The 14,502-nt window shown below is 68.8% G+C and carries 15 protein-coding genes; 10 read left to right on the forward strand and 5 right to left on the reverse strand.

The features are described 5' to 3' along the window. The first annotated feature begins 38 nt into the window (after positions 1-38). Together ACWDUD_RS00085 and ACWDUD_RS00090 are read left to right on the forward strand one after the other, a co-directional pair. Positions 39-845 carry a fructosamine kinase family protein gene (locus ACWDUD_RS00085; protein WP_450107984.1) on the forward strand — a complete coding sequence of 269 codons (807 nt, stop codon included), beginning with the start codon at positions 39-41 and terminating at the stop codon, positions 843-845. Continuing rightward, positions 842-1,390, forward strand: coding sequence for a nucleosidase (locus ACWDUD_RS00090; protein ID WP_197255352.1), 549 nt, complete (start codon positions 842-844; stop codon positions 1,388-1,390). The genes ACWDUD_RS00085 and ACWDUD_RS00090 overlap by 4 nt, the downstream gene beginning before the upstream one ends. 4 nt (positions 1,391-1,394) lie before the next feature. On the opposite strand, the gene ACWDUD_RS00095 is transcribed toward ACWDUD_RS00090, so the two are convergent. Beyond that, on the reverse strand, positions 1,395-2,195 hold the full coding sequence (locus tag ACWDUD_RS00095) for an META domain-containing protein (RefSeq protein WP_450107985.1): 801 nt from the start codon (positions 2,193-2,195) through the stop codon (positions 1,395-1,397). Then, a complete protein-coding gene (locus tag ACWDUD_RS00100) occupies positions 2,192-2,830 on the reverse strand; it encodes a TetR/AcrR family transcriptional regulator (RefSeq protein WP_197255356.1) in 639 nt (212 codons plus the stop codon). Before ACWDUD_RS00100 ends, ACWDUD_RS00095 begins: the two co-directional genes overlap by 4 nt. Before the next feature lie 100 nt (positions 2,831-2,930). Between ACWDUD_RS00100 and ACWDUD_RS00105 the strand changes: the two genes are divergently transcribed. From ACWDUD_RS00105 to nrdF, 8 genes are all read left to right on the forward strand, one after another. Next, the gene (locus ACWDUD_RS00105) at positions 2,931-3,494 is read left to right on the forward strand and encodes an NADPH-dependent FMN reductase (protein ID WP_450107986.1); all 564 of its coding nucleotides are present in this window, start codon (positions 2,931-2,933) and stop codon (positions 3,492-3,494) included. Positions 3,495-3,631: 137 nt separating this feature from the next. After that, positions 3,632-4,183: a (2Fe-2S)-binding protein gene (locus ACWDUD_RS00110; protein WP_450107987.1), complete on the forward strand. Its 552-nt coding sequence runs from the start codon at positions 3,632-3,634 to the stop codon at positions 4,181-4,183. Beyond that, positions 4,180-5,181 carry an FAD binding domain-containing protein gene (locus tag ACWDUD_RS00115; RefSeq protein ID WP_450107988.1) on the forward strand — a complete coding sequence of 334 codons (1,002 nt, stop codon included), beginning with the start codon at positions 4,180-4,182 and terminating at the stop codon, positions 5,179-5,181. Before ACWDUD_RS00110 ends, ACWDUD_RS00115 begins: the two co-directional genes overlap by 4 nt. Then, positions 5,175-7,265 carry a xanthine dehydrogenase family protein molybdopterin-binding subunit gene (locus ACWDUD_RS00120; RefSeq protein ID WP_450108136.1) on the forward strand — a complete coding sequence of 697 codons (2,091 nt, stop codon included), beginning with the start codon at positions 5,175-5,177 and terminating at the stop codon, positions 7,263-7,265. Before ACWDUD_RS00115 ends, ACWDUD_RS00120 begins: the two co-directional genes overlap by 7 nt. Before the next feature lie 358 nt (positions 7,266-7,623). Next, a complete protein-coding gene (locus ACWDUD_RS00125) occupies positions 7,624-7,854 on the forward strand; it encodes a redoxin NrdH (RefSeq protein ID WP_197255364.1) in 231 nt (76 codons plus the stop codon). Between the two features lie 122 nt (positions 7,855-7,976). Then, positions 7,977-8,423 carry a class Ib ribonucleoside-diphosphate reductase assembly flavoprotein NrdI gene (nrdI, locus tag ACWDUD_RS00130; protein ID WP_197255366.1) on the forward strand — a complete coding sequence of 149 codons (447 nt, stop codon included), beginning with the start codon at positions 7,977-7,979 and terminating at the stop codon, positions 8,421-8,423. A gap of 108 nt (positions 8,424-8,531) precedes the next feature. Continuing rightward, positions 8,532-10,700, forward strand: coding sequence for a class 1b ribonucleoside-diphosphate reductase subunit alpha (nrdE, locus tag ACWDUD_RS00135; RefSeq protein WP_450107989.1), 2,169 nt, complete (start codon positions 8,532-8,534; stop codon positions 10,698-10,700). Positions 10,701-10,743: 43 nt separating this feature from the next. Then, positions 10,744-11,754, forward strand: a complete 1,011-nt coding sequence (gene nrdF, locus ACWDUD_RS00140; RefSeq protein WP_197255371.1) for a class 1b ribonucleoside-diphosphate reductase subunit beta — start codon at positions 10,744-10,746, stop codon at positions 11,752-11,754. Between the two features lie 92 nt (positions 11,755-11,846). On the opposite strand, the gene ACWDUD_RS00145 is transcribed toward nrdF, so the two are convergent. Genes ACWDUD_RS00145 through ACWDUD_RS00155 form a run of 3 tightly spaced genes read right to left on the reverse strand, consistent with a single transcriptional unit; the run spans position 11,847 to position 14,474 of the window. Next, a complete protein-coding gene (locus tag ACWDUD_RS00145; protein WP_450107990.1) occupies positions 11,847-12,323 on the reverse strand; it encodes an NUDIX hydrolase in 477 nt (158 codons plus the stop codon). Between the two features lie 8 nt (positions 12,324-12,331). Next, positions 12,332-13,426, reverse strand: a complete 1,095-nt coding sequence (locus ACWDUD_RS00150) for an HtaA domain-containing protein (RefSeq protein WP_450107991.1) — start codon at positions 13,424-13,426, stop codon at positions 12,332-12,334. After that, positions 13,410-14,474, reverse strand: a complete 1,065-nt coding sequence (locus ACWDUD_RS00155; protein ID WP_450107992.1) for an ABC transporter substrate-binding protein — start codon at positions 14,472-14,474, stop codon at positions 13,410-13,412. The genes ACWDUD_RS00150 and ACWDUD_RS00155 overlap by 17 nt, the downstream gene beginning before the upstream one ends. Between the last annotated feature and the right edge of the window lie 28 nt (positions 14,475-14,502).

Here is a 14,502-nt window from a genome sequence, read left to right on the forward strand (position 1 = left end):
GCAAAACCCTAGCGGTGTCGTTGCGGCGCCGCGCGCCTATGTCCGGCACACCGGGCAGACTCGGTGCGGTGAACAGCGACCGTGTCTTTCGCAAACACGATCCGGATGCGCACCCGGACTTCTACCGCGCCGAGGCGGCCGGTCTGGAATGGCTCGCGCGGGCCGGGCTGCGGGTGCCGCGGGTGCACCGCGTCGACGCCCGGTTCATCGAACTCGAGCGGATCACCGAGACCGCGCCGGATGCGGCGGCGGCCCGGGAGTTCGGGGCACGCCTGGCGATCGCGCACGATGCCGGAGCCGATGGGTTCGGTTGCGCGCCGGACGGATTCGACGGCCAGATCTTCATCGGCAGTCGACCGATGAGCAGCACGGTGCACGCGAGCTGGGGAGAGTTCTACGCGATGGAACGCGTCCTGCCCTTCGTCGGGATCGCGGTCGAGGCCGGTCACGTGACCGCGCGGCAGCTGCCCGACATCGAGCGTGCGTGCGCGCTCGTCGCGTCCGGGGCCTTCGACGACGACGCACCGCCCGCCCGGCTGCACGGCGACCTGTGGAACGGCAACGTGCTGTGGTCGCCCGAGGGGGTGGTGGTCATCGATCCCGCGGCACACGGCGGGCACCGCGAAACCGATCTCGCGATGCTCGCGCTGTTCGGCTGCCCGTACCTGGACGACGTGCTCGCCGGTTACGACTCCGCGCATCCGCTGCGACCCGGGTGGCGCGAGCGGGTGCCGCTGCACCAGCTGCATCCGCTGGCGGTGCACGCCGCAGGATACGGTTCCGGGTACGGGCGAGCGCTGCACCGGGCGGCGCTCGCGACACTCGACATCGGAGAACGCACGTGAACGGGATTCTTGTCGTCGCCGCCACCAAGAGCGAGGCCGCCCATGTGCCGAAGCGCTTCGAGACCGTGATCACGGACATCGGGAAGGTCGCGGCGGCGGTCGCGGTGACCGAGGCGCTGGCCGCGTATCCGCGGGACGCGCGGCCGCTGGTCGTCAACATCGGAACCGCCGGTGCGCTGCATTCGCACCACGGCGGCCTGTACGTGCCGTCGACGGTGATCAACCACGACATCAGCAGCGAGATCCTGCGCAGCCTCGGACATCCCGTGCAGGACGTGCTCGAGCTGCCCGACGGCGACGGCACGGTGCTGGCCACCGGGGACGCGTTCGTCTCCGACGCCGAGGTGCGCGACGCGCTCGCGACCCGCGCCGATCTCGTCGACATGGAGGGGTTCGCGATCGCGTTCGCCGCCGCCCGTATGGGCGCGCGGTGCCGGCTCGTCAAGCACGTCAGCGATCACGCCGACGAGTCCGCGCTGGACTGGCCGGCGCAGGTCGACGAGAGCGCCCGGATTCTCGCGACCTGGCTGGCCGACCGGTACTGAGCCGCTACCGGGCGGTGAAGCCGAGCCCGTCCACGCCGTTGGGGGCGGTGATCCGCATCGTGGCGGCGTCGATCTCGTAGACGGTCTCGCCGGCCAGCACCGCCAGCACGTGGTTCTCGACGGCGGCCACCTCCGGATCCGGGCACGCCATGCGGGTCGTGGCGAGCGGCCCGAACGTCAGGGTGCCGTCGCCGATCTGCGCGGTGCCGGTGAACCGGTTGCATCCGGTGCTGCCGCTGACCGACCCGTCCTCGTCGACGAGCAGGCTGGGCGCGGACCGCTCGAGCGCCACCGACGTGACGGTCGCGTCCGGGGTGTACATCGTGGTGGCGACCCATTCGGTGCCGGTCAGCGGCCGGTCCGGGTCGACGACCTTCTTGTCGGTGAGCGAGACGGTCACCGCGTCGCCGGTGAGGGTGAGCACGTCGCCGTCGACGGACCACTGTGGATCGGCGTCGAACAGTCCGGTCAGCCACGCGTCGGCGCCGTCCTTCGGGGGCGGGCAGGCCATCATCGTGCTCGCCAGCCGATCGGTGCGCAGCACCCCGTCCGCGAGATCGACCTCGCCGACCGCGCGGTTGCATCCGGCGGTGGCCGCGATCCGGCCCGGCTCCGGGAATTCGACGACGAGCGGCCCCTCGCCGGGGATCGGGGTGCCGGTGACCTCGGTGGAGACGAACGTGCGGCCGATCAGGGCGGCGGGGTCCGTCGCGGACGATGTGGCGTCGGCGCCCTCGTCGCTGCTGCAGGCGGTCGCGACGACGGTGAGGGCAAGTGCGGCAAGAACTCCGAAGGTGCGGCTCATGCCGTCACAGTACGGTCCGGATCGTCCGAATCGGGGGAGGCTGCGACGCGGCGCACCAGATCGGACCAGTTGTCGGAGAGCCGGTCGAGGCTGTAGCCGAGGTTGCGCCACTGGTGCAGCACGAGGGTCGCCTCGAGGGATGCGCACAGGGAATGCGCCAGCAGCGGCACGTCGCCGCCGACGTCCGCGGCCCGCAGCAGCGTCTCGATGTGAGTGCGGGTGACCGCCCGGGCGGGTGCGTCGAACCGGTTGGAACTGGACGCCTCCGCCGCGCGCAGCAACTCGCCCTGCACCTCGACGAGGGCGATGCGGGCCCGACCGAACGCGATCAGCCGGTCGACGGGATCGGCGCCGGGACCCAGCGGCGGGGGACCGGTCATGAACGCTTCCTGGAATTCGCGTTCGGTGTGGTCGAGCAGCGCCTGCATCAGGCCGCCGCGCGATCCGAAACGGCGGAACACGGTGCCCTTGCCGACCCCGGCCCGGGCCGCGACGGCTTCCATCGTCACGGCGTCGACACCGCGTTCGCTCACCAGGAGGGTCGCGGCGTCGAGGAGAAGGCGCCGGTTGCGGGCGGCATCGCATCGCTCGGCGGTGTGCTCGTCGTCCGCCCGGGGCAGGGGGATGGTGTTCACGTCATCACAATAGCCGCCCCGGGAATGAAAGTGGACCGCGGTCCGTTTATGCTTGTCGTGGGTAACCGGCCCACCCCTGGATCAAAACGAAGGATGACCCATGTCCCAGACGCGCATTCTCGCTCTCGTCGGCAGCCTCCGCTCCGCCTCCGTCAACCGTAAGCTCGCCGAGGCCGCCGCCGAACTCGCACCCGAGGGCGCCGAGGTCGTCATCTACGAAGGCCTGGCCGACGTTCCCTTCTACAACGAGGACATCGACGGCGAGAACGCCCCGGCCGCGGCGGTCGCGCTGCGTGAAGCCGGTGCCGCCGCCGACGCCGTCGTGCTGTTCACCCCCGAATACAACGGCACCATCCCGGCCGTGCTGAAGAACGCCATCGACTGGCTGTCGCGCCCCTACGGCTCCGGCGCCATCGCCGGCAAGCCCGTCGCGGTCGTGAGCGCCTCCCCGAGCGGCAACGCCGCCAAGTGGGCGCTCGAGGACACCGTCAAGTCCGTCGGCATCGCCGGCGGCAAGGTCGTCGAGGGCGGTTCGCTGTCCGTCGGCGGCACCATCGGCAAGTTCGGTGAGGCGCACCCGAAGGAGCACGCCGAGACCGCCGGCCAGCTCACCGAGGTTCTCGTCAACCTTCTCGCCGCCGAGAAGGCCCTCGTCGACGCCTGACATCTCCGCCGCACGTCACAGGCCCCCGCATCGCATCCGCGATGTCGGGGGCCTGCGTCGTCCGGTACCGCGCCGAGCCGGGTTTCCGGCCCCGAATCGGGGGAACTCCATCCGGAGACACACGGATCGGAGGGAACATGTCGAACGGCGCGGACCACCCGGAGACCGGCGACCACTGGCACACCGTCACCCTGCGCGTCGACGGACACGAACGGCGCATCGTCGTGGACGTGCGCACCACCCTGCTCGACGCCCTGCGCGACCGCATCGGCTGCATGTCCCCGAAGAAGGGCTGCGATCACGGCCAGTGCGGTTCGTGCACGGTCCTGCTCGACTCCCGTCGCGTCGTGACCTGCCTGGCCCTCGCCGTCTCGCACGACGGCGCCGACATCGTCACCGCCGCCGGACTCGCCGAACGGCCGACACATCCGCTGCACGACGCGTTCGTCGATCACGACGCGTTCCAGTGCGGCTACTGCACCCCCGGCCAGATCTGTTCGGCGACAGGCATGCTCGCCGAGTTCGACCGCGGCGACCTCAGTGCCGTCACCTCTCCGGGCGGTTCACCCGAGCTCGACGACGCCGAGATCCGGGAGCGGCTGAGCGGCAACCTGTGCCGCTGCGCCGCCTATCCCAACATCGTCGCCGCGGTGCGCAGCGTCGCCGCGAACCGGGAGGCCAGGCCGTGAGACCACTGCAGTACCTCCGGCCGGAGAATCCCGAGGCGGCGGTCGCCGCCATGCACTCCGCGCCCGGCGGCGCGTACCTCGCCGGGGGGACGAACCTCGTCGACCACCTCAAACTCGGCGTCACCGCCCCCGATCTGCTCGTCGACATCTCCCGCCTGCCGCTCGACGGGATCGAACCGACCGCCGACGGGGGAGTGCGGATCGGCGCGACCGTCTCCAACACCGACCTCGCGGTGCATCCCACCATCCGCGACCTGTATCCCGGACTGTCGCAGGCCCTTCTCTCCGGTGCCTCCGCGCAGATCCGCAACGCCGCCACCGTCGGCGGCAATCTGCTCCAGCGCACCCGCTGCGTGTACTTCCGGGACCCGACCACCCCGTGCAACAAACGAGACCCCGGCAGCGGCTGCGCGGCCCTCGGCGGATTCAACCGCCAGCACGCGGTCCTCGGCGGCTCCGACCGGTGCGTGGCGACCCACCCGTCCGACATGGCCGTGGCGATGGTCGCGCTCGACGCGGTCGTCGTGGTGCTGGGCGCGACAGGGGAGCGGCACATCCCGCTCGAGGAGTTCTACCGGCTGCCCGGTGACGACCCGCAGAGCGACACCGTTCTCGACCACGACGATCTCGTCGTCGCGGTGGAGCTACCCCCGCCGCAGAATGCGGTCGCCTGCTACCGGAAGGTGCGCGACCGGGCGTCGTACGCGTTCGCGCTGGTGTCCGTCGCCGCGGACCTCACCGTCTCGGCCGGCACCGTCACCGGCTGCCGTCTCGCCTACGGCGGCGTCGCAACCCGGCCGTGGCGCGCCCACCGCGCCGAGGAGGTCGTGCTCGGCCACGCACCCGACGACACGACGTTCGCCGCGGCCGCCGACGCCGAACTCGCCGACGCCCGGCCCCTCGACGGCAATGCCTTCAAGGTGCCGCTGCTGCGCCGCACCACCGTGGCGGTGCTGCGCGACCTCACTGCACGAGCGACCCGGGAGGAACGATCGTGACCGCATCGCACACGGCGATCGGAACCTCGACGCCGCGCGTCGACGGCCCGCAGAAGGTCGCGGGCACAGCGCCGTACGCATACGAACATCCCGTCGATCATCCGGCCTACCTGGTTCCGCTGACCGCGGCCGTCGCCCGCGGGACGATCCGGGCCATCGACACCGACGCCGCGCTGGCCGTACCCGGGGTCCTCACCGTGCTCACCCCGCAGAACGCACCCCGGCTCGTCGAACCCGACCGCGGCGAGCACCGCGTGCTGCAGAGCTTCGAGGTCGCGTTCCGCGGGCAGATCGTCGCCGCCGTCGTCGCCGAGACACCCGAGGTCGCACAGGAGGCGTGCGACCTGATCGCCGTCGAGTACGACGAACAGCCCCACGACGTCGTGTTCCGGGCGGACCACCCCGACCGCTACACGCCGGAGAAGGTCAACGGCGGATTCCCGCCGGACACCGCGCGCGGCGACGTCGACAACGCCCTCGCCCATGCGGACGTGGTCGTCGACGAAACCTATTCCACCCCCGAGGAACACAACAATCCGCTCGAGCCGCACACCGCGGTCGCGGTGTGGGCCGACGACCGGCTCACCGTCTACGACTCGACCCAGCACCCGCACGGAGTCGCCGCGGCGCTCGCGTCCGCACTGGGCATCGAGCAGGAGCGGATCCGGGTGGTCGCGCCCTACGTCGGCGGCGGATTCGGGTCGAAGGGCGGCCCGCACGCCCACGACGTGCTCACCGCGATGGCCGCGCGGAAACTGCCCGGCCGCGCCGTGAAGTTCGCGGTGCCGCGCCGCGACATGTTCGGCTACGTCGGCTACCGCGCTCCGACCGTATCGCGGGTGCGCCTGGGCGCCGAGCACGACGGCCGCTTGGTCGCGGTCTCTCACGACAGCGTCGTGCAGTCCTCCCACGTCGACGAATTCGTCGAGCAGGCCGCGGTTCCCGCCCGCACCATGTACGCCACCGGCAACCTGCGCACCACCCACCGCGCCGTCCCCCTCGACGTACCGGCACCGTTCTGGATGCGCGCCCCCGGGGAGGCGCCGGGAATGTTCGCGCTCGAGGTCGCGCTCGACGAACTCGCACACCGCTGCGGCGTGGACCCGATCGAGTTGCGCATCCGCAACGAACCCGAAATCGATCCCGAGTCCGGGAAGCCGTGGTCGTCGCGACGTCTGGTCGAGTGCCTGCGCGAAGGCGCCCGCCGGTTCGGGTGGAACCCCGACGATCGCGAACCCGGGATCCGGCGCGACGGTCGCTGGCTGGTCGGAACCGGGGTCGCCTCCGCGACCTACCCGCACATGGTCGCCCCGGGTTCGGAGGTCACCGTCCGATACCTCGGTGCGGGCCGGTACTCGGTGCGCACCGGCGCCGCCGACATCGGGACCGGCGCCTGGACGGCACTGACCCTCGTCGCCGCCGATGCGCTCGGCTGCCGTCCCGAGGACGTGGACGTCGAGATCGGCGACACCGCACTGCCGAACGCGACGGTCGCGGGCGGGTCGTCCGGCACGTCGTCGTGGGGGAGCGCGATCGTCGCGGCGGCGGACGAGTTCCACAAGCGGTTCGGCGGCGACCCCGAGCCGGGCGCCGAGGCGAGTGCGACCGCGGGCAAGGCTCCGGAACTCGAGCACTACAGCATCCACTCGTACGGCGCGCACTTCGCGGAGGTGCGGGTCGACGTGGACACCGGCGAGATCCGGGTCCCCCGGATGTTCGGGATGTTCTCGGTGGGGCGGGTGGTCAATCCGCGCACCGCCCGCTCGCAGTTCATCGGCGGCATGAGCTTCGGGATCTCGATGGCGCTGTTCGAGGAGAGCCACCGCGACGCCCGGCTGGGCCACATCGTCAACCACGATCTCGCCGAATACCTGATTCCGACCCACGCCGACATCGGCGACGTCGATGCCGCATGGCTCGACGAGGACGATCGGCGCGCCACCCCGATGGGCTCGCGCGGCACGGGGGAGATCGGCATCGTCGGCAGCGCCGCCGCGGTGGTCAACGCGGTCTGGCATGCGACGGGGACGAGGGTGCGAGCACTGCCCGTGCGGCTCGACGATCTGCTGCCGGCACTGCCCTAGAAGAACGCCTCGCGCGACGCCCACGGAACGTGTCGGTGGGCTGCGCCACACTGTCCTCGGACGCGCCTCGCGGTGTGGTCGAACGCACACCCCGACGGACGGCGCGCGACACGCCGAAAGGGGGTGGAAAACGCCCAGGTCGGACATGCGCGACCTGGGAATACCAAGAATGTAGTTCACAACATCCTGGGTTTGGTGAATCTGTCTGCCACAAGGTGTAGTGTCTAGACCGCTGGAAGGCCACAACATCACCGGTCCCTCTGGGGAAGAAGGATCGACTCGATTCGACGGCCGTTCGAGCACCACGCAGCAGTCAGTCGCCAGGCCGTTTCGGCCCGTTGGAACAAAAGGGGCTCCTATGAACATCACCGTCTACACCAAGCCTGCTTGCGTCCAGTGCAATGCCACCTACCGTGCCCTCGACAAGGCCGGTATCGAGTACGACGTCGTCGACATCTCCGAGAACCCGGAGGCTCGTGACTACGTGATGGCCCTGGGTTACCTCCAGGCGCCCGTTGTCGTCGCCGGTGACGACCACTGGTCGGGTTTCCGTCCCGATCGCATCAAGCAGCTCGCGGTCGCGGCCTGATGTTCCCGGTGCCGCTCCGGCGGCACCGGCACAACCCCTTGTGTGTGTGAACCCTTGTGTGTGTGAAGGACCGGGTGTGTGGGGCCGGTCCTTCCGAGCGAGCGAGCAGATGGTGAGTACCGATGAGTTCAGCACCCACAGGAACGCGCCTCGTGTACTTCTCGAGTGCGTCGGAGAACACCCATCGATTCGTCGAGCGGCTCGGGTTGCCGGCGCACCGGATCCCGCTGCACGACCGTGACGGCTCGTTCGAGGTGCACGAGCCGTACGTCCTGATCGTGCCGACCTACGGGGGCGGCACCACCGTGACCGGACGGGACACGAGCTTCGTTCCCAAACAGGTCATCCGATTCCTCAACAACGAACACAACCGCGCACTGATCCGGGGCGTCATCGCCGCGGGAAACACCAACTTCGGCGAGTCGTATTGCTTTGCAGGCGATATCGTTTCGCGAAAGTGCAAGGTTCCGTACCTCTATCGATTCGAACTGATGGGAACCGCCGAGGACGTCGAACGCGTCCGGGCGGGACTCGCGCAGTTCTGGGATCGGTCACTGCAGACCGCCTAGCCGCCCCGCGTGGTCTCCACGCCTCGAACGACCGCGAACCGGCAAGCCGGGTGCGCGGCCGCAGACGTAACTCGCCGTTACCCGATACTCACAGTGGGAGCAAACACCGTGACCATCACCGATCCCGCGCCGACCGCGACGAGCGCCAAGTCGGACGCTTCGCTCGAAGGCCTCGACTACCACGCGCTCAACGCGATGCTGAATCTCTACGGTCCCAACGGCGAGATCCAGTTCGACAAGGACGTGGCCGCGGCCCGGCAGTACTTCCTGCAGCACGTCAACCAGAACACCGTGTTCTTCCACGACCTCGACGAGAAGCTCGACTACCTCGTCGAGGAGAACTACTACGAGCCCGAGGTTCTCGGGAAGTACTCGCGCCCGTTCGTGAAGAAGCTGTTCCAGCACGCGTATTCGAAGAAGTTCCGGTTCCCGACGTTCCTGGGTGCGTTCAAGTACTACACGTCGTACACGCTCAAGACGTTCGACGGCAAGCGGTACCTCGAACGCTTCGAGGACCGTGTGTGCATGGTCGCGCTGACCCTCGCCGACGGTGACGAGATCCTCGCGACGCACCTGGTCGACGAGATCATCTCCGGCCGCTTCCAGCCGGCGACCCCCACGTTCCTCAACTCCGGCAAGAAGCAGCGCGGCGAGCCGGTCTCGTGCTTCCTGCTGCGCATCGAGGACAACATGGAGTCGATCGGCCGCGCGATCAACTCCGCCCTGCAGCTGTCCAAGCGCGGCGGCGGTGTCGCGTTGCTGCTCAGCAACATTCGTGAGCACGGCGCCCCGATCAAGAAGATCGAGAACCAGTCGTCGGGTGTCATCCCGATCATGAAGCTGCTCGAGGACTCCTTCTCGTACGCCAACCAGCTCGGTGCCCGTCAGGGTGCCGGTGCCGTCTACCTGCACGCGCACCACCCGGACATCTACCGGTTCCTCGACACCAAGCGTGAGAACGCCGACGAGAAGATCCGCATCAAGACGTTGTCGCTGGGCGTCGTGATCCCGGACATCACGTTCGAGCTCGCGAAGCGGAACGAGGACATGTACCTGTTCTCGCCGTACGACGTCGAGCGCGTCTACGGAAAGCCGTTCGCGGACATCGACGTCAGCGAGAAGTACTACGAGATGGTCGACGACAAGCGCATCCGCAAGTCGAAGATCAAGGCGCGCGAGTTCTTCCAGACGGTCGCCGAGCTGCAGTTCGAGTCCGGCTACCCGTACATCATGTTCGAGGACACCGTGAACCGCGCGAACCCGATCGCCGGCAAGGTCACCCACTCGAACCTGTGCTCGGAGATCCTGCAGGTCTCGACCCCGTCGACGTACAACGACGATCTGTCCTACAGCCATGTGGGCAAGGACATCTCGTGCAACCTGGGGTCGCTGAACATCGCGAAGACGATGGACTCGCCGGACTTCGCGCAGACCATCGAGGTCGCGATCCGCGCGTTGACCGCGGTCGCCGACCAGACGTCCATCGACTCCGTTCCCTCGATCAAGAAGGCGAACGACGAGGGACACGCCATCGGCCTGGGCCAGATGAACCTCCACGGCTACCTGGCGCGGGAGCGGATCTTCTACGGATCCGAGGAGGGCGTCGACTTCACGAACATCTACTTCTACACGGTGCTGTTCCACGCGTTGCGCGCGTCGAACAAGCTCGCGATCGAACGCGGTACTTACTTCGCGGGATTCCCGGAGTCGAAGTACGCCTCGGGCGAGTTCTTCGACAAGTACACCGACCAGGTGTGGGAGCCGGCGACCGAGAAGGTGCGTCAGCTCTTCGCCGATTCGAACATCGACATCCCCACGCAGGACGACTGGCGCGAGTTGAAGGCGTCGGTGCAGAAGCACGGCATCTACAACCAGAACCTGCAGGCCGTGCCGCCGACCGGGTCGATCTCCTACATCAACAACTCCACCAGCTCCATCCACCCGGTGGCGTCGAAGATCGAGATCCGCAAGGAAGGCAAGATCGGTCGCGTCTACTACCCGGCGCCGTACCTGACGAACGACAACCTGGAGTACTTCCAGGACGCGTACGAGATCGGATACGAGAAGATCATCGACACCTACGCCGCGGCGACGCAGCACGTCGACCAGGGCCTGTCGCTGACGCTGTTCTTCAAGGACACCGTCACCACCCGCGACGTGAACAAGGCGCAGATCTACGCGTGGCGCAAGGGAATCAAGACGCTCTACTACATCCGTCTGCGGCAGATGGCGCTCGAGGGCACCGAGGTGGAGAACTGCGTCTCCTGCATGCTCTGACGAAATCTGCCGACACTCTTCGACATCCAGTAGGGAAAGACCGATGACCACTTCCGCACCCCGCGCACACTCGCCGGCCGACGGCGCCCACGTGAAACTGATCGACCGCGTGTCCGCGATCAACTGGAACCGCGTCCCCGACGAGAAGGACTCCGAGGTCTGGGATCGCCTCACCGGCAACTTCTGGCTGCCGGAGAAGGTGCCGGTGTCCAACGACATCCCGTCCTGGGGCACGCTCACCGCGTACGAGCAGCAGCTCACGATGCGCGTGTTCACGGGTCTGACGCTGCTCGACACCATCCAGGGCACGGTCGGTGCGGTGTCGCTGATCCCGGATGCGGTCACCCCGCACGAGGAGGCGGTGCTCACCAACATCGCGTTCATGGAGTCCGTGCACGCGAAGTCGTACTCGAACATCTTCTCCACGCTGTGCTCGACCCGCGAGATCGACGATGCGTTCCGCTGGTCGGAGGAGAACGAGAACCTGCAGCGCAAGGCGCAGATCGTCCTCGACTACTACCAGGGTGACAGCCCGCTCAAGCGCAAGGCGGCCTCCACGCTGCTCGAGTCGTTCCTGTTCTACTCGGGCTTCTACCTGCCGATGTACTGGTCGTCGCGCGCCAAGCTCACCAACACCGCCGACATGATCCGCCTGATCATCCGCGACGAGGCGGTGCACGGCTACTACATCGGCTACAAGTACCAGAAGGGCCTCGAGCAGATCACCCAGGCCGAGCGCGACGATCTCAAGGACTGGGTCTTCGAGCTGCTGTTCGAGCTGTACGACAACGAAACCCAGTACACCGCAGACCTGTACGACGAGGCGGGTCTGACCGAGGACGTCAAGAAGTTCCTGCGGTACAACGCCAACAAGGCGCTGATGAACCTGGGTTACGAGGCGCTGTTCCCGAAGGACGAGACGGACGTCAACCCGGCGATCCTGTCGGCACTGTCCCCGAACGCCGACGAGAACCACGACTTCTTCTCGGGCTCCGGCAGCTCGTACGTCATCGGCAAGGCGGTCGTCACCGAGGACGAGGACTGGGACTTCTGACCCGACTGTCCGCGTAACCCCCGCGCTCGTGCGCGTTTTCGGTAGCACCCGCTACCGGAAACACGCACGAGCGCAGGCGTTTCCGGGGCGTTTCAGGGGCGGCGGAACCACGCCTCGGGCACGTCGCGCAGCGCCTTGTCGATGCGCAGCGCCGAGGTGTCCGTCAGATCGGCGGGCAGCGCGTCGGGCGCGAACCACGCGACCTCGAGGTTCTCGTCGTCGGCCACGCGCGCCGAGCCGCCGGTCGCGCGCAGCAGGAAGCACACGTCCAGGTACTGCGCGACGTCGCCGTTCGGGTAGGTGATCGGCGCGGTCACGTCCACACTCGTCAGGCGCACGACGTCGGCGACCACCCCGGTTTCCTCCGCGACCTCGCGGACCGCCGCGACCGCAGGTTCCTCACCGGGCTCGAGGATGCCCGACACGATCGCCCAGCGACCGTTGTCGGCGCGACGGGTCAGCAGGAGCCGGCCGTGGTCGTCGCGCACGACGGCGCTCACGCCGGACAGCCACAAGGGGGCGGTACCGACGTGAGCGCGCAGCGCGGCGACGAACTCGGGGACGGGCACGACGGCCGTCAGTAGCGGAAGGTCACGGGTGCGGCCTGCCCACCGGAGTACGGCAGCAGCACCGACGGCTGCAGCGGCACCGAGAAGCGGGCGGGAACGCCGTCCCACTCGGTGCGGCTCGCGTCGGCGGCAGCATCGAGACGTGCGACGGTGATCCGGCTCATCGAGTCGGTCCCGACCTGATCGCCGGTCGACGATTCGGCGGTGAGGTAGGTGCCGTCCTCGGTGAACTCGATCCACGGATCGGCCAGCGCGATCTCGAGGAGATGGAAGCGTGTGAACGAGACGACGGTGCCGCGGTACTCGATCCGGCCGAGTCCGGTATCCGGGTCGATCTGCGCCTCGGCCAGTTCGAATGCGAGCGTGCCGTCCGGGTTGACGGTCGCGCCGTTCTTCCCGACGACCGAACCCTGCGTGGTGTCGGTGACCAGGTCCGTGTAGCCGGGCGCGAATCCCCACAGCAGGTCCTGCGACGCGGGGACGGGAGCGTTCGGGCCGGGGGAGGGATCGAAGTTCACCGGCGCGGACAGTTCCTGCTCGGCGTTGACCGCGTCGGCGGCGCCGTAGGTGTAGATGCCGTACACCGCGTCGGCGGGCACGGTGGCGGGAGCGTCGATCGTGAGGGTCGCGGTGAACGAGCCGTCGTCGGACAGCGGAACCCACTGCTGCCGGACGGTGCGGCGCATGTCGAACGGCACGTTGGGCACCTGGTTCAGTGCGCGTTCGGACAGCACCCACGCGTTGGTGGATCGTACGGTCGCGCGGTTCGCGGTGGGGGCACCCTCGGAAGGACGCCAGTGCTTGGAGAAGCCGCCGAACGAGACGAAGGTGCCGTGCGGCACTCCCGGCGGTACCGGCACCGGCAGGCCACCGGTGCGGTTCGCCTCCGGGTCGAAACCGGTTCCGCGCACGACGACGGTGTCGCCCTCGTGCACCGGCAGGTCGCCGAGCGGGGTGACGCCGTCGGCGGCGAACACCTCGATGGCCGGGGTCTCCGGTTGCGCCGACGCCGGCGCGGCCGCCGGAAGCACGGTTGCGAGCAAGCCTGCGAGGACAGCGCCGACCCGCACGGCGGGTCGGCCGAATTCAGTTCGAATAGCCATTGAGCGCTACCTTCAGGTCGGTGAGGACCGCCCGGGCCGCGACCGGGCCGGGCGTGGACCACACGTCGTCGGTCACCGCGAACAACCGGTGGTCGCTCACGGCGCCGAGATCGAGCCAGCGGTCCGTTTCCATGTATTCGGTGCCCTCCGCGAGGCCGGTGTCGCCGTCGAAGCGGACGAAGAGCACGTCCGCGTCCGCCGCCGCCGGATCGTCGGTGTCGACGGGTTCGAACGACCGGCCGTCGACGACGCCGAAGCGCTGGGCGGGGGGCCGGGCGGCGCCGGCGTCGGCCATCACCTGGCCGGCGAACGACGCGGTGCCTTCCACGACGGGCCCGTCGGCGGTGAACCGGACGATCGACGCCTGCGTCTGGGACGAGGCGAGTTCGCGGCCGACTTCGGCGGCGGCGAGGAGGTAGTCGTCGAGCACCTGCTGCGCGGCTTCCCGGCGGCCGAGGGCGTCGCCGACGCGCAGGAACTGCTCCCGCCAGAACACGGGGTCGGATCCCACGGTCACGGTCGGCGCGATCGCGTCGAGCCGGCCGTACAGATCGGAATCGACCGACGAGCCCAGGATCAGATCCGGCTGCGCCTGCGCGACCAGGTCGAGATCGGGCAGGTCGCCGGAACCGACCGACGGCAACTCGGCGATGCCGGTGCCGAGGTAGTCGAAGTAGCCGGGGTCGATCGGGGTGAACGCCACACCGACCACCCGCTCCCACAAACCGAGCGCGCACACCGCGTCCATCGCCGCGAGGTCGAGAACGACGATGCGCTGCGGGTCCGCGGGAGCCTCTGCGGTGCCCGCGGTGTGCACGACGGTCCGGGTGCCGGTGGCCGGCTGCCCCGCGTCGAGGGGAGAGGGGAGCGGGCACGCGGTCGTGGTGTCGCGATCGACACCGACGACCGCGGCCCCGACGATGCGGGTGGTCGTGCGCACGATGCTGTCCGCCGGATCGTCCGTGGTTTCCCCGCACCCCGCGAGGGCGAGCGTCGCCACGGTGACGGCGGCGAGGACGGCAGTTCGGGACCGGTGCACAACGGGCAATTCGACCACTTCCTGTTTCGGGGACGGT

It is taken from the genome of Rhodococcus sp. NPDC003382 (assembly GCF_053589135.1).